11 protein-coding genes are annotated in these 16,078 nt (G+C 40.9%); 8 read left to right on the plus strand and 3 right to left on the minus strand.

Annotated features, from left to right (window positions below; all coding sequences use genetic code 11):
• The first annotated feature begins 169 nt into the window (after positions 1-169).
• The 7 genes from dnaA (at position 170) to PSPO_RS00035 (ending at position 9,976) form a co-directional block, all read left to right on the plus strand.
• Positions 170-1,549: a chromosomal replication initiator protein DnaA gene (gene dnaA, locus PSPO_RS00005; protein WP_040642370.1), complete on the plus strand. Its 1,380-nt coding sequence runs from the start codon at positions 170-172 to the stop codon at positions 1,547-1,549.
• Positions 1,550-1,561: 12 nt separating this feature from the next.
• The gene (gene dnaN / locus PSPO_RS00010) at positions 1,562-2,665 is read left to right on the plus strand and encodes a DNA polymerase III subunit beta (RefSeq protein WP_010561309.1); all 1,104 of its coding nucleotides are present in this window, start codon (positions 1,562-1,564) and stop codon (positions 2,663-2,665) included.
• Between the two features lie 22 nt (positions 2,666-2,687).
• Positions 2,688-3,782 (plus strand): DNA replication/repair protein RecF, encoded by a 1,095-nt coding sequence (gene recF / locus PSPO_RS00015; protein ID WP_010561308.1) that lies wholly within the window; start codon positions 2,688-2,690, stop codon positions 3,780-3,782.
• A 12-nt stretch (positions 3,783-3,794) separates the two neighbouring features.
• Entirely contained in the window at positions 3,795-6,212 is a 2,418-nt protein-coding gene (gene gyrB / locus PSPO_RS00020; protein ID WP_010561307.1) for a DNA topoisomerase (ATP-hydrolyzing) subunit B, read from the plus strand.
• A gap of 138 nt (positions 6,213-6,350) precedes the next feature.
• Positions 6,351-7,274 (plus strand): glycine--tRNA ligase subunit alpha, encoded by a 924-nt coding sequence (gene glyQ, locus PSPO_RS00025; protein ID WP_010561306.1) that lies wholly within the window; start codon positions 6,351-6,353, stop codon positions 7,272-7,274.
• Positions 7,275-7,276: 2 nt separating this feature from the next.
• On the plus strand, positions 7,277-9,343 hold the full coding sequence (gene glyS / locus PSPO_RS00030; RefSeq protein ID WP_010561305.1) for a glycine--tRNA ligase subunit beta: 2,067 nt from the start codon (positions 7,277-7,279) through the stop codon (positions 9,341-9,343).
• A 174-nt stretch (positions 9,344-9,517) separates the two neighbouring features.
• On the plus strand, positions 9,518-9,976 hold the full coding sequence (locus tag PSPO_RS00035) for an early set domain-containing protein (RefSeq protein WP_021033062.1): 459 nt from the start codon (positions 9,518-9,520) through the stop codon (positions 9,974-9,976).
• Positions 9,977-10,034: 58 nt separating this feature from the next.
• Here PSPO_RS00035 and tusA read toward each other — a convergent pair whose 3' ends face one another.
• The 3 genes from tusA to fadB form a co-directional block, all read right to left on the minus strand.
• Entirely contained in the window at positions 10,035-10,277 is a 243-nt protein-coding gene (gene tusA, locus PSPO_RS00040; protein WP_010561303.1) for a sulfurtransferase TusA, read from the minus strand.
• 140 nt (positions 10,278-10,417) lie between these two features.
• Positions 10,418-11,581, minus strand: a complete 1,164-nt coding sequence (gene fadA, locus PSPO_RS00045; protein WP_010561302.1) for an acetyl-CoA C-acyltransferase FadA — start codon at positions 11,579-11,581, stop codon at positions 10,418-10,420.
• A 1-nt stretch (position 11,582) separates the two neighbouring features.
• Entirely contained in the window at positions 11,583-13,745 is a 2,163-nt protein-coding gene (gene fadB / locus PSPO_RS00050; RefSeq protein WP_010561301.1) for a fatty acid oxidation complex subunit alpha FadB, read from the minus strand.
• A 326-nt stretch (positions 13,746-14,071) separates the two neighbouring features.
• Between fadB and PSPO_RS00055 the strand changes: the two genes are divergently transcribed.
• Positions 14,072-15,964 (plus strand): transglycosylase SLT domain-containing protein, encoded by a 1,893-nt coding sequence (locus PSPO_RS00055; RefSeq protein WP_010561300.1) that lies wholly within the window; start codon positions 14,072-14,074, stop codon positions 15,962-15,964.
• The last annotated feature ends 114 nt before the right edge of the window (positions 15,965-16,078 follow it).

Below are 16,078 nucleotides of genomic sequence, written 5' to 3' on the forward strand. Positions count from 1 at the left end.
AAGCATTTAAAAATAATAAGTTATATATTTACCTGTGTCAGATCATAAAAAATATAAAAATCAATGTTGATGTTGTGGATAAACTAGCTTCATAATGGCAGTCTTAACTTGGATTTGATGCTTAATTTCTGCTCCATTTTGGTGAGCGGGAATATTATTGGGGGTTGCCGTGTATTTGTCGGTTTGGCAAAGCTGTCTTTACGTTTTACAAGATGAACTGCCATCACAACAATTTAGTATGTGGGTGCGTCCGCTACAGGCAGAAAGCACTGAAGATACCCTCACTATTTATGCGCCTAACCGCTTTGTGCTTGATTGGGTGCGTGAAAAATACCTAAACCGTATTAACGAGTTATTAATTGAGATTTGTGGTGACGAAGCGCCGGAATTACGTTTTGAAGTTGGCAGTACGGTTAATATTAGCAAACCCGCAGCACCACAAACACCAGCGCAAGAAAAAGCAGCAGTTGAAGCGCCCGTTAAAAAAGAAAACAAAGCGCCTGTTGAGCCTGCACCTAAAAACATGCCTAAATCAAATATCAAAGAAAACTATACCTTTGATAGCTTTGTTGAAGGTAAATCGAACCAACTAGCAAAAGCTGCAGCAACGCAGGTTGCTGATAACCCTGGTTCGGCCTTTAACCCTGTTTTTATTTATGGTGGCACAGGTTTAGGTAAAACCCACTTATTACATGCTGTCGGTAATGGCATCTTAGATAAAAAAGAGAATGCAAAAATTGTTTATATGCACTCTGAGCGTTTCGTACAAGATATGGTAAAAGCGCTGCAAAATAATGCGATTGAAGAATTTAAACGTTATTACCGTAGCGTTGACGCATTACTTATCGATGATATTCAGTTTTTTGCTAATAAAGAACGTTCACAAGAAGAGTTCTTTCATACCTTTAATGCATTATTAGAAGGTAACCAACAAATTATTTTAACCTCAGACCGCTATCCAAAAGAAATTGAAGGGGTAGAGGATCGCCTTAAATCGCGATTTGGCTGGGGTTTAACTATTGCGATTGAGCCGCCAGAGCTTGAAACGCGCGTCGCCATCTTGATGAAGAAGGCGCAGCAAAGCCAAATTAAATTACCTGAAGAAGTAGCATTCTTTATTGCCAAGCGTTTGCGTTCTAACGTACGTGAACTAGAAGGGGCATTAAACCGCGTAATTGCCAATGCTAATTTTACCGGTAGGCCAATTACTATCGACTTTGTAAAAGAAGCGCTGCGTGATTTACTCGCATTACAAGATAAACTGGTAACGATCGATAATATTCAAAGAACAGTCGCAGAGTACTACCGTATTCGCGTTTCTGACTTATTATCAAAACGTCGCAGTCGTTCAGTTGCAAGGCCACGCCAAGTTGCAATGGCATTATCAAAAGAATTAACCAATCACAGTTTGCCTGAAATCGGCGATGCGTTTGGCGGACGAGATCATACAACCGTGCTACATGCATGTAGAAAAGTGAAGTCACTTCGTGAAGAATCTCACGAAGTAAAAGAAGATTATCAAAACTTGATTAGAACTTTGTCATCTTAGGACGAGTACAGCATGAAAATTACTATTTCGCGCGAGCAATTTTTACAACCTTTAATGCAGGTTTCAGGGGCGATTGAGCGCAAACATACGTTACCGATTCTATCTAATGTGTTGTTAGAGGTAAAAGAAGGTGTACTTTATTTCACAGGTACCGATCTTGAAATAGAACTTGTAGCAAGTGTGGTATTAGCCGAACCAGTAGCAGACTGTAAGCTTACATTACCGGCTAAAAAGCTATTGGACATTTGTAAGAGCTTGCCTGATGGTTCTGATATCACGCTAACGATTCAAGACGCACAAGTGTTACTTACGTCTGGAAAAAGTCGTTTTTCATTAGCGACATTAGCGGCGGAAGACTTTCCTAATTTAGAAAACTGGGATAGCGAAGTAACCCTTAACCTAACGCGTTTAGAACTTAGAAAGTTACTTGAGAGTACAAGTTTTTCTATGGCAAATCAAGATGTTAGATACTATCTGAATGGTATGTCACTGGAAATCGAAAACGATGTAGTTAAAACGGTTGCAACCGATGGCCACCGTTTAGCATTAGCGCAAAAACCATTAGAAGCATCACTTAATACTCAACGACAGGTAATTATTCCACGTAAAGGCGTACAAGAAATTATGCGCTTATTGATTGCTGACGATGAAGTTGTTGAAATTCAGTTAGGCGCTAATCATGTTCGTATTATCGACCAAGCATTTATCTTTACATCTAAATTAGTTGATGGTCGTTTCCCTGATTATCGTCGCGTATTACCACGTGGTGGTGACAAACAAATTGTGGCTAATCGCGAGTGGTTACGCAGCGCATTTGCCCGAGTATCGATCCTTTCAAACGAAAAATTCCGCGGTGTAAGGTTAAACCTTACTTCAGGCGAGTTAACGATTTCTGCCAATAACCCAGAGCAAGAACAGGCGGAAGAAACCGTAGAAGTAATGTACCAAGGCCCTGATTTAGAAATTGGTTTTAATGTGTCGTACTTATTAGAAGTATTAAATACCATTAAAACCGAAGACGTTTTATTTACCTTACTTGATTCAAATAGTAGTGCATTAATTGAAGGACAGGGCGACGAAGGCGCCATGTACGTTGTAATGCCGATGCGTTTATAGTGGTTGGAGTAAGTATAATTAAATGAGCTTAGTTACCTTTAATGTTTCAAATTTTCGTAATATTGAAGCGCTAAGCTTTGAACCCTCTCCTGAAGTTAATGTGATTATTGGAGAGAATGGCAGCGGTAAAAGTAGTTTACTTGAAGCCATTTATTTTCTGTCTCACGGTAAATCTTTCCGCACTTCTAAATTTAAAGCTGTAATTCAACATCAAAAAAATGCCATGGTACTGCATGGTAAAAAGCAATTTAACAGCCTACAAATCCCTGTAGGGCTGCAAAAAGAACGCTCTGGTGATACGCTGGCAAAAGTTCATGGAAAGCGCTGTGACCGCATGGCACAGCTTGCAGAAGTGCTTCCTGTGCAAGTGATTACCCCAGAAAGTTTTGAGCTGTTTTTTGGTGGTCCAAAAGAGCGCCGTCGCTTTTTAGATTTAGGATTGTTCCACGTGGAACAAGAGTTTTATTATCATTGGTATCGTTTTAATAAATTATTGAAACAACGCAATGCGCTGTTAAAGCAAAAACCACATGGATTTGAGCAACAAATTCAGTTCTGGGATAAAGAATTTGTAACAATCGCGACAAAGATAAATACACTTAGAACCACATATATAACTAGGTTATCTAACCTGTTTTTTGATAAGATAGCTAGTCAGATTGAATTATTTAAAAGTCTTACTTTTGATTTTTCTCCAGGTTGGAAAGCTGAAGATGATTTAGCTGAGCAACTGGGTAAAAACTTCGAAAGAGACGCAAAACTGGGTTACACCAGTAAAGGCCCTCATAAAGCCGATATCAACTTTTTAATTGACGGTATCGCAGTTGATAATTTTTTGTCACGGGGGCAGTTGAAGCTTTTAATGTATGCGCTAAAGATTTGTCAAAATAGCCTGATTGAAAGTGAAACAGATAAACAATCACTTTTTTTAATTGATGATTTACCGTCTGAATTAAGCAGTGAAACAAAACAAGCTGTAAGTGAGTTACTCGCTCATTCAAATTCACAGCTGTTTATAAGCGCTATTGATTACGACAGTATTTCAGCTGTGGTGGAACCTCTAAATAAAAATATGAAAGTGTTCCACGTGAAACATGGCAAACTAATAACAAGTTAATTGGAAGAAACCATGTCTGAAAATTACGATTCGTCGAGTATTAAAGTACTAAAAGGACTGGATGCAGTAAGAAAGCGTCCTGGGATGTACATAGGTGACACGGATGATGGAACGGGTCTTCATCATATGGTGTTTGAAGTCGTTGATAACTCAATTGATGAAGCATTAGCAGGCTTCTGTGATGATGTTTATGTAACTATCCATTCTGATGGTTCTGTATCGGTACGCGATAATGGTCGTGGTATTCCGACAGAAATTCACGAAGAGGAAGGTGTATCTGCAGCTGAAGTTATTATGACGGTACTTCACGCTGGTGGTAAATTCGATGACAACTCATATAAAGTATCGGGTGGTTTACACGGTGTAGGTGTTTCAGTAGTAAATGCACTTTCTGAAAAGCTAAAACTAACCATTCGCCGTGAAGGTAAAATTCACGAACAAATTTATAATATGGGTGAACCTGCTGCGCCATTAGCAGTAGTGGGTGAATCAGAGACCAATGGTACTGAAATTCGTTTTTGGCCAAGCTCAGAAACATTCAGTGATGTAAACTTCCATTACGATATTCTTGCAAAGCGTTTACGTGAACTTTCATTCCTAAACTCAGGTGTAAGTATCATTCTTGCAGATGAGCGTGATGAGAAGAAAGACCACTTTAAATATGAAGGTGGTATTCAAGCGTTTGTTGAATTCCTAAATACCAATAAAACACCAGTTAACCAAAATGTTTTCCACTTCACTTCAACACGTGAAGAAGACGGTATTAGTGTAGAAGTAGCAATGCAGTGGAACGATGGTTTCCAAGAAGGTATTTACTGCTTCACAAATAATATTCCACAACGTGATGGTGGTACGCACTTAGCGGGCTTTAGAAGCGCCTTAACGCGTACATTAAATACGTATATGGAAAAAGAAGGCTTTAATAAGAAAGAGAAAAGCAGTGCTTCAGGTGACGATGCCCGTGAAGGTTTAACTGCGGTTATCTCTGTTAAAGTACCTGATCCAAAATTCTCATCTCAGACGAAAGACAAACTTGTATCAAGTGAAGTTAAATCGGCTGTAGAGCAAGCTATGGGTGAAAAATTAAGTGAATACTTATTAGAAAACCCACAAGATGCAAAAATAGTAGTTACTAAGATTATTGATGCAGCGCGTGCGCGTGAAGCAGCACGTAAAGCGCGTGAAATGACACGCCGTAAAGGTGCAATGGACCTGGCAGGTTTACCAGGTAAATTAGCGGACTGCCAAGAAAAAGACCCAGCACTTTCTGAACTATATATAGTGGAGGGTGACTCAGCGGGCGGTTCGGCTAAGCAAGGTCGTAACCGTAAGAATCAGGCGATTCTACCGCTGAAAGGTAAAATTCTAAACGTTGAAAAAGCACGTTTTGATAAGATGCTATCTTCACAGGAAGTTGCAACGCTAATCACAGCATTAGGTTGTGGTATTGGCCGTGATGAATATAACCCTGAAAAACTACGTTATCACAGTATTATTATCATGACCGATGCCGACGTCGATGGTTCGCACATTCGTACGTTACTATTGACCTTCTTCTATCGTCAAATGCCTGAGATTGTTGAGCGTGGCTACGTATATATTGCTCAGCCACCACTTTATAAAGTGAAAAAAGGCAAGCAAGAGCGTTACATCAAAGATGATCCAGCGTTAATTGAATACTTAACAACATTGGCGTTAGATAACTCATCGCTATACGTTAATGAAGATGCGCCTGCAATTAAAGATACGGCGTTAGAGTCGTTAGTTAAAGATTATCAAGCGACCGAAACAATTATCACGCGCCTAACACGTAAGTATCCATTAAGTGTGCTTAACTCATTGGTTTACTCAGCTAAAATTAATGAAGCAGATTTAGCGAACGAAGCGCACGTGCGTGAGTGGACGGATAATCTTGTTGCTTACTTAACGGAAAAAGATACCGACGCAACTATATTCACGGCACAAGTGAAGAAAGATGAAGAGCGTAACTTATTCTATCCAAATATTGTAATTCGTCAGCACGGTGTAGACCGTGAGCATGTACTGAATTACGAATTCCTAACGTCTCGCGATTATTTAGCAATTGCGAAAACGGGTGAGCAAATTGGCAACCTAATTGAAGAAGGTGGCTATATTCAACGTGGTGAAAAGACCTTACAGGTTTCAAGCTTTGTTGAAGCGCTTAACTGGTTAATTGCTGAATCTAAACGTGGTTTATACATTCAACGATACAAAGGTCTTGGTGAGATGAACCCAGATCAGCTTTGGGAAACTACAATGGACCCTGAAGTACGCCGTATGTTGAAAGTAACTATTGAAGATGCGATTGCAGCTGACCAATTATTCTCGACGTTAATGGGTGACCAAGTTGAGCCGCGTCGTGAGTTTATCGAACAAAACGCGCTTAAAGTTGTGAACTTAGATGTTTAGAATATAGTGAATATTTTTCATAAAAGGGCCTAAATGGCCCTTTTTTATTGGCCGTAAATCAACAAATCGCTTAAAACCTGTTTGCTGCCGCGGTATACTGTGGCGTAATTTTTCAGATTAAAATATCAGCTAAAGCCAATGCAAAAATACGATATCAAAACCTTCCAGGGAATGATCCTAGCATTACAGGATTACTGGGCACAAAACGGCTGTACTATCGTTCAGCCACTCGATATGGAAGTAGGTGCGGGTACATCGCACCCGATGACATGTTTGCGTGCACTTGGCCCAGAGCCAATGTCTACTGCATACGTTCAACCGTCACGTCGTCCAACTGATGGTCGCTATGGTGAAAACCCGAACCGTCTGCAACATTACTACCAGTTCCAAGTTGCGTTAAAACCGTCGCCAGATAACATTCAGGAGCTCTATTTAGGCTCTTTAGAAGTATTAGGTGTTGACCCTCTAGTACATGATATACGCTTCGTAGAAGATAACTGGGAAAACCCAACGCTAGGTGCTTGGGGTCTTGGTTGGGAAGTGTGGTTAAACGGTATGGAAGTGACTCAGTTTACTTACTTCCAGCAAGTAGGTGGCCTTGAGTGTAAGCCTGTAACAGGTGAAATCACTTACGGTATTGAGCGTTTAGCGATGTACATTCAAGAAGTAGATTCAGTATATGACCTAGTTTGGAACCATGCGCCAGATGGTAGCAAGGTTACTTACGGTGATATTTTTCATCAAAATGAAGTTGAACAATCGACTTATAATTTTGAACACGCCGACGTTGATTTCTTATTTAGTTTCTTTGACCAGTGTGAAAAAGAATCACAAGAATTATTAGCGCTAGAAACACCGTTACCACTTCCGGCATATGAGCGCATCTTAAAAGCGGCGCACGCATTTAACTTATTAGATGCACGTAAAGCAATTTCAGTGACAGAACGTCAACGCTATATTCTTCGTATTCGCAACCTTACTAAAGCAACTGCTGAAGCGTATTACGCATCGCGTGAAGCGTTAGGTTTCCCAATGTGTAAAAAAAGTGGTGAGGAGAAGTAATCATGGCAAAAGAATTTTTAATTGAATTAGGCACTGAAGAACTACCACCAACACAGCTTCGTACGCTAGCTGAAAGCTTTGCATCAAATTTTGAAGCAGAATTAAAAGCTGCTGAGTTAAGTCATGAAGGCGTAAAGTGGTTCGCTGCACCGCGTCGTTTAGCGCTAAAAGTAGCGGCACTTGCTGAATCTCAATCTGACAAAGTCGTTGAAAAACGTGGCCCAGCAATTTCAGTTGCATTTGATGAAGACGGAAATGCGACAAAAGCGGCACAAGGTTGGGCGCGCGGTAATGGTATTACCGTTGAGCAAGCTGACCGTTTAAAAACAGAAAAAGGCGAGTGGCTTTTATTCAAACAAGAAGTAAAAGGTAAAGCGACTAGCGAAATTATCGTTGAGCTTGCAGCGCAAGCGCTTGCTAAATTACCGATCGCCAAGCCAATGCGTTGGGGTAATAAAACAACGCAATTTATTCGCCCAGTTAAAACATTAACAATGTTAATGGGTAACGAGTTAGTTGCGGGTGAGATTTTAGGTGTCGCATCAGATAGAACTATTCGTGGTCACCGCTTTATGGGTGAACAAGAGTTTACCATTGATTCTGCCGAGCAATATCCAGCGATTTTAGAAGAGCGCGGTAAAGTAATGGCAGATTACGAAGCACGTAAAGCGATTATTCTTGCCGATGCACAAAAAGCAGCGCAAGCTGTAGGTGGTATTGCGGACTTAGAAGATGACTTAGTTGAAGAGGTAACTTCGCTTGTTGAATGGCCTGTTGTACTGACGGCTAAGTTTGAAGAAGAGTTCTTAAAAGTACCTTCAGAAGCTCTTGTGTACACCATGAAAGGTGACCAGAAATACTTCCCAGTTTACGACGAAAACAAAAAGTTATTACCTAACTTTATCTTTGTTTCAAACATTGAATCAAAAGAACCTCGTTATGTAATTGAAGGTAATGAAAAGGTTGTTCGTCCTCGTTTGGCTGATGCTGAGTTCTTCTTTAATACCGACCGTAAGCGCCCGTTAATCGATCGCTTACCTGAGTTAGACCAAGCTATTTTCCAAAAACAGCTTGGTACCATTAAAGATAAAACTGACCGCATTACCGAGCTTGCTGGTTACATTGCTGAACAAATCGAAGCAGACGTTGAAAAATCTAAGCGTGCTGGTCTACTGGCAAAATGTGACCTTATGACATCAATGGTATTTGAATTTACCGATACGCAAGGTGTTATGGGTATGCACTATGCAACGCACGACGGTGAAGATGCGGAAGTGGCGAAAGCACTTTACGAACAATACATGCCGCGTTTTGCAGGTGACGAGTTACCAAGCTCAGGTGTATCCGCTGCAGTTGCGATGGCTGATAAGCTCGATACGATTGTGGGTATCTTCGGTATTGGTCAAGCACCAAAAGGTTCAGATCCATTTGCGCTACGCCGTGCATCACTAGGTGTATTGCGTATTATTGTTGAAAAGGGCTATAACCTAGACTTAGTAGATTTAATTGCAAAAGCAAAATCGCTATTTGGCGATAAGCTTAGCAATGACAATGTTGAATCTGATGTAATTGATTTTATGCTTGGTCGTTTCCGTGCTTGGTATCAAGACGAAGGCTTTAGTGTTGACATTATTCAAGCAGTGTTGGCACGTCGCCCAACTAAGCCAGCGGACTTTGATCAACGCGTTAAAGCGGTATCTAACTTCCGTGAATTAGACGCAGCAGAAGCGCTCGCAGCGGCTAATAAGCGCGTAGGTAACATCTTAGCTAAGAATGAAGCAGAACTTACAGAGACTGTTAATGAGAGCCTATTAGCTGAAGACGCTGAAAAGCAATTAGCAGAGAAAATTGCGCACTACCAAGTGGAATTAGCTCCGGCATTTGCAGCACATGATTACCAAACTATTTTGACGAGTCTTGCAGATTTACGTGGAGTAGTTGATACCTTCTTTGATAACGTAATGGTAATGGCTGACGATGAAGCCGTGAAACTAAATCGTTTAACAATGCTGAGTCAGTTAAGAAGTTTATTCTTACAGGTAGCGGATATTTCACTGTTACAAAAGTAAGCAAAACGCACAGAAAAAGCCGGTGTAATCACCGGCTTTTTTATTTTAAAGCCACTTATTCTGTATTTAGCTTAGTTATAGCGGAAATATTCGCAACAGGTACAAAAGCCGCTTGCATAAAATTATACGATATTTAGTATAGTAATTAAGCTTAGAAAATCGCGGATAACAACAATGAAAAGAGCATCACTTTCAATTATGGCACTTGCTAGCTTAGTACTAGTTGGTTGCTCAAGCACAGACGATAGCCTATTAGATCAAACAAGTAATGTGGGTAATGTTGATACCACACTATATCTACGTGGTGACTTTACTTTATGGGAAGCGCAAAAAGCCTATCAATTAACACAGCAAACAGCCAATGTTTACAGCACAAAAGTTAAGTTTGGCTCAATTGGTAAAGCATACGAATTTAAAGTAGCTGACGCTAATTGGACGCAAGGGTATAACTGTGGTTTTAAAAATGAAGACTTAGATAAGTTTTTAGAAGTTGGTATTCCAGTACAAGCAAACTGCGACAGTGTGTATAACTATTTTAGTTTTACGCCTTATGAGGCTGGCTGGTATGAAGTATCAATAAACTTCCGCAACAAAAGTACGCCACTGGTTACGATTAACCAAATTTTTGAGTAGGCAATTGAGCTAAATTAAACAAGCTCTTGTCTTACCGGTAAGCAATAAAAAAGGGCGTTTAAAGCCCTTTTTTTATTAAATATTTATACGGTTCATTTTCTACTTCTTGTGCCAATAAGGTGTGATCCATAAAGCGACAAAAAGACGGGATATCGCGGGTTGTTGATGGATCATCTGCAATCACTACTAAAGTTTCACCGTGCTGCATTTTTCGAATTGCACCACGCACCATCATCACCGGTTCAGGGCAACGTAAGCCAATTGCATCAAGCGTGTGATCTGCATTTGAAAAATCAGTCATGGAAAATTTAGCCCTGTTAAAAAGTAGAGGCGGAATTGTAGGTGGCTAAGCGTGTGATGTAAACCGTCGTGCATAAAAAAGGCGCTGCTCTTTCGAGACAGCGCCTTATCACCAAGAATAAATCGGTTCTTGTTTAAATCTTACGGGCGTTCAAAAATAGTTGCGATGCCTTGGCCTAAACCAATACACATTGTTGCAAGACCATATTTTGCGTCTTTGTCTTCCATAAGATTAATAAGCGTTGTGCTGATACGTGTACCTGAGCAACCAAGTGGGTGACCAAGTGAAATAGCACCACCGTTTAAGTTAACTTTTTCGTCAACCACATCGGTTAAACCTAAGTCTTTAAGTACCGGTAATGCTTGTGCTGCAAATGCTTCATTAAGCTCTGCTACATCAATATCATCAATGGTTAAGCCAGCTGCTTTTAATGCCTTTTTAGAAGCAGGAACAGGGCCATAACCCATGATTGATGGATCGCAACCAGCAACACCCATAGCTTTTACTTTTGCACGAATAGTTAAGCCAAGTTCGTTAGCTTTTTCTTCGCTCATAATAAGCATTGCAGATGCACCATCTGAAAGCGCTGATGATGTACCAGCTGTTACAGTACCATTTGCAGGGTCAAACACAGGGCGAAGCTGTGAAAGGCCTTCTACAGTTGTTTCAGGACGAATAACTTCATCGTCTTCAACTAAAATCATTGCACCGTCAGCATCGTGGCCAGTAATAGGGTAGATTTCATTTTTGAAACGACCTTCAACGGTTGCTGCGTGAGCGCGAGCATGAGAACGCGCTGCAAACTCATCTTGTTGCTGACGAGAGATGCCGTGCTGCTTACCTAAGTATTCAGCAGTTAAACCCATCATGCCTGCCGCTTGTGCTACTGACTTTGATAAACCTGGGTGGAAATCCACACCGTGGTTCATTGGTACGTGACCCATGTGTTCAACACCACCAACTAGGTAAACATCACCACAGCCAGTCATAATTGCGCGTGCTGCATCATGTAATGCTTGCATTGATGAACCACATAAACGGTTAACCGTAGTTGCTGGTACGCTGTGAGGAATACCTGCTAGAAGCTGCGCGTTACGCGCAACATTAAAGCCTTGCTCTAGGGTTTGTTGTACACAACCCCAGTAGATATCATCAATATCAGCTGGATTTAAAGCAGGGTTACGTTCAACTAGCCCTTTCATTAATTGTGCACTTAAATCTTCGGCACGTACGTTTCTAAAAACACCGTTTTTAGAACGCCCCATAGGGGTACGAATACAATCAACAATTACTGGTGTTTTCATATTATGCACCCTCTACTGAATAAAATTGACGACCTTCTTCTGCCCACTGACGCGTGATATCAGAAACTTGGTAAATTGCACCTAAGTGTGCGTATTGATCCGCTTTTGCTACAAAGTTAGCTAAACCAATTTGGTCTAAATAACGGAAAGCACCACCTCTGAATGGAGGGAAGCCTAAGCCGTAAATAAGTGCCATATCAGCTTCTTGTGGTGAAGCAACAATGTTTTCTTGTAAGCACAGAAGCACTTCGTTCAGCATAGGGATCATACAACGGTCGATGACTTCTTCTTTGCTAAATTCTTTTGGTGCATCGCAAATAGCGCTTAGTAGCTCAATTGCATCCGCATCTTTTGCTTTCTTTGGCTTACCTTTACGGTCTGGTGCGTATTGGTAGAAACCTTTACCGTTCTTCTGACCAAAACGACCTTCTTTAACAAGCAGTGCAACAGGATCTTTCTCTTGTTCAGCCATACGCTCAGGGAAACCGTCTGCCATTACACCTGTACAGTGATTTGCTGTATCAAGACCAACAACATCAAGCAGGTAAGCAGGGCCCATAGGCCAGCCAAATACGTTTTCCATCACTTTATCTGCTTTAGCAAAATCAGCACCTTCAACCACTAATTGGTTAAAGCCTGCAAAGTAAGGGAAAAGCACACGGTTCACAAAGAAACCAGGGCAGTCATTTACAACAATCGGTGACTTTCCTAGTTTTAATGCGTAATCAACAACGGCATTGATGGTTTCGTCAGATGTTTTTTCACCGCGAATAATTTCAACCAGTGGCATACGGTGAACAGGGTTAAAGAAGTGCATACCACAGAAATTTTCTGGCTTTTCAAGTGCACTTGCTAATTCATCAATACGAATTGTTGAAGTATTTGATGTTAGTACTGTGCCTTCAGGCATGTCTTTTTCTAGTTGAGAAAGAACCGCTTGTTTAACCTTTGGATTTTCAACTACAGCTTCAACAATAATGTCTGCTTTTTTAACATCGTCATCGCTTAGCGTTGGTTTGATTGCGCCTAAAGTTGCAACCATTTTCTCAAGCTTCATATGACCGCGTTGAACTTTATTGCCAAGCAGTTTTGATGCTTCTTGCATACCAAGATCAAGGGCAGCTTGGTTGATGTCTTTCATAATGATTGGCGTACCTTTATAAGCAGACTGGTATGCAATACCGCCACCCATAATACCTGCACCCAATACTGCAGCTTGCTTGATATCAGTTGAACTGTTTTTAGCAAGTTTGCGTGCTTTAGACTTAATAAATTGGTCTGCTAGGAAAATACCCACTTGCGCAGCTGCTTCATCGGTTTTAGCCAGCTTCGCAAAGTTCATATTCTCAATTGCCATTGCTTCAGAGCGGCCAAGGTTTGCAGCAGCTTTAATTGTTGCAACAGCCATCAGCGGAGAAGGGTAATGGCCTTTTGTTTTACCAAATACCATGCCTTGCGCTGTTGCAAAGCTCATGCCTTGCTCCATTTGGTTCATTGCTAACGGGTCTAACTTCGCTTGGCGTTTTGCTTGCCAATCAAGTTTACCGTTTGCAGCTAGTTCAACCATTTTAATTGCTGAATCAACTAGCTTGTCTTTTGCTACAACAGCATCAACAGCACCCACAGCAAGCGCTTGCTTAGCACGGTGTTCTTTACCTGTTGTAATCCACGTCATGGCATTATCTGCACCGATAATACGTGGTAGACGAACTGTACCACCAAAGCCCGGCATAATGCCTAGTTTAACTTCAGGTAAGCCCATTTTTAATTCTTCACTTGCGACACGGAAGTCAGTAGCAAGTACCCATTCACAACCACCACCAAGGGCCATGCCATTGATTGCTGAAATCGTTGGGAAAGGTAAATCTTCGAGTAGGTCGAAAACGTCAGTGGCATTTTTAATCCACTGAGTTAGTTCTTCTTCAGATTTTTTAAAGGTAGGTAAAAATTCAAAAATGTCAGCACCAACAATAAAGTGATCTTTATCACTGGTGAAAATCATACCTTTAATGTCTTTGTTAGCAGCTAGCTCTTTTAATGCAGCGCCACAGTCGCTAAGAGTTTGCTGAGAAAGCTTATTTACTGAGCCTGGAACACAGAACTTAAACTCAGCAATGTTGTCTTTAACAAAAGCAACCTGAAAAGATTCGCTTTGAAATAGCATATTATTGCTCCCTAATTTCTCGCACCATAACTGGTACGATGAGTTTGGTTTTTACGCAGTGTCGCTTCTTTGCGATTAAATTGCAATTAAAATTTTAGTTGGCTTTTTACATAAGATTAAAAACTGGACAAAAAAATTAACGTAAGTGTTGTCAGTGGTCGTATCAATTAGGGGATTAAGCTTAAAAGGCTGACGTTTAGGTTTGCATTGATTAAGATGGAATTACTGCAGTTAGCGTAAACGCTAGAATTATGCAGCGCATTTTTAAATTTATTTAAATAGATAACCACAGCGCCTTTTATTTCTGTGGTAAAGAGAGCAAAACAGTGAAAAAATCGGTGATTTTAACAGCGCTTGTTAGCTTGGTACTTTCTTCTTCAGCGTTGAACGCAAGCGCGGATAAAGCCGCGCACAAAGACTTCTTGGCACTTGAAAAGCTCGCCAAGAAAAATGATAAGCGTGATTTTTATCGCGCGCTAAAACAGTCGTCACATCCGCTAGCGCCTTATGCTGAGGCCACTTATCTTGCTAATTCCCCATGGCTTGCTAACCAGCAAGAAATTAAAAAGTTTTTAGATACCTATCAAGGCACTCCACTTGAGTGGAAAGTGCGTTACGCGTGGTTAGACAATTTAAAGAAAAGCAATAAAAAAGCACTTTATATCGACGCTTACCGTCCGACCAGAAAAGCGGAGTATCAATGCACCTATCTAAACTATCAGTTACAACTTGGTGCACCCAAAGAGGCCATTTTTAATCAAGTGGATGAGCTTTGGAGCGTTGCTAAATCACAGCCTAAAGAATGTGATGTGCTTTTTTCAAAATGGAAAAAAGCAGGGCATTTAAATCAAGAACTGGTTTGGCAACGTATTACCAAAGTATCAGAAAAAGGCAATACCAGTTTGCTGGCTTATCTGAGTCGTTTGCTACCGAAGAACGAGCGCTACTTGGCAGATTTGTATAAAACAGTAAGACGAGATCCATCCGCTGCCGCCGGGCTTTATCGCTTTAAAAAACGTACCGACAAGGAAGGCCAAATAGCACTTTATGGCGTTAAACGTTTGGTGTGGCGCGACCGTGATTTAGCTATTCGTGCATGGCAAAAGCTTGAAACCATGTTCGATTATACCGAGCAACAAAAACAGTCGTTGTATTATATTTTTGCGCTTTCGTTGGCGTCGGGAAAACATAAAGAAGCAAAGTTTTACTTAAATAAAGTGGCGCCAGAAAGACACGATAGCAAGCTAATGCAATGGCAGCTTAGTAATATGTTGCGCGAGCAAGACTGGCAAGGGGTTATTGCCTATTCAACGGGTAAAACACTGAATAACGGTTATCGCTACTGGTTGGCATATGCATATCATAAGATTGGTGACGCACAGCGAGCTAGTCAGTTGTGGAAAGAGTTGGCCCAAAAGCGCGATTACTACGGCTTTTTAGCGGCATCACGGTTAGATTTAGCGGTTTCGCTTGAATACCAACCTGTGGTTGTTGATCCTCAAAAGCAAAAACTTGTTAGTGAAAGCCCTGGTTTTAAACGAGCAAAAGCATTGTATGAATTAGATCGTTTTTATTCAGCGCGCCGTGAATGGAATTCGCTAATTGCAGGCTCTACCGATGATGAAAAGCTAGCGGCAGCCAGTTTAGCGAATGATATGGGGTGGCATGATAGTGTTATTCGCGTGATGAGCCAACTAAAGGCTTACAATATGCTTGATTACCGTTTTCCTACGCCTTACAGCGATCAGTTTGAGCGTTTTAGTAGCCGAAGTAAGGTTGATAAAACATGGGCTTATGCGATTTCACGACGTGAAAGCTCATTTGCCTCAGATGCTCATTCAAGCGCTGGGGCGATTGGTTTAATGCAGTTATTGCCAAGCACCGCACGCTACGTAAATAAAGGCAGTGTCAGCCGTAATCAACTTAAAAAGCCTCATATTAATATTCGCTTGGGTACGCAGTATCTCAAGTATTTAAAGAAAAAAAGTAAAGGTAACGAGGTGATTGCGACAGCCTCATATAATGCGGGTTATCACAAAGTGAAACGTTGGTTACCTCAAGAAGCGGTCGATTTTGATCTATGGGTTGAAGCAATACCGTATCGTGAAACACGTGAGTACGTAAAAAATGTTTACGCTTATCGTCAAGTGTATGCAACGCGCTCAGGCAATAAAGAAAACCTATTTGATGAACTCATTTCAATGAAAATCAAAAGGTAGTTTTGGCAAATATATTGCTAATCAATTTACAGAGTAAGTGTTCTCGATTTTTTGTCCACCCCTTAAGAATGGTGGGCCAAGATGATACACTTGTTTTTAGAACACACTGAACTG

This window comes from Pseudoalteromonas spongiae UST010723-006 (assembly GCF_000238255.3).
GTDB lineage: Bacteria > Pseudomonadota > Gammaproteobacteria > Enterobacterales > Alteromonadaceae > Pseudoalteromonas > Pseudoalteromonas spongiae.

Bases quoted from the DNA above. Each gene is read 5' to 3' on its own strand.
- gyrB (WP_010561307.1), top strand. From the start codon at position 3,795: ATGTCTGAAAATTACGATTCGTCGAGTATTAAAGTACTAAAAGGACTG.
- dnaN (WP_010561309.1), top strand. From the start codon at position 1,562: ATGAAAATTACTATTTCGCGCGAGCAATTTTTACAACCTTTAATGCAG.
- fadB (WP_010561301.1), bottom strand. From the start codon at position 13,745: ATGCTATTTCAAAGCGAATCTTTTCAGGTTGCTTTTGTTAAAGACAAC.
- glyQ (WP_010561306.1), top strand. From the start codon at position 6,351: ATGCAAAAATACGATATCAAAACCTTCCAGGGAATGATCCTAGCATTA.
- tusA (WP_010561303.1), bottom strand. From the start codon at position 10,277: ATGACTGATTTTTCAAATGCAGATCACACGCTTGATGCAATTGGCTTA.
- recF (WP_010561308.1), top strand. From the start codon at position 2,688: ATGAGCTTAGTTACCTTTAATGTTTCAAATTTTCGTAATATTGAAGCG.
- fadA (WP_010561302.1), bottom strand. From the start codon at position 11,581: ATGAAAACACCAGTAATTGTTGATTGTATTCGTACCCCTATGGGGCGT.
- PSPO_RS00035 (WP_021033062.1), top strand. From the start codon at position 9,518: ATGAAAAGAGCATCACTTTCAATTATGGCACTTGCTAGCTTAGTACTA.
- glyS (WP_010561305.1), top strand. From the start codon at position 7,277: ATGGCAAAAGAATTTTTAATTGAATTAGGCACTGAAGAACTACCACCA.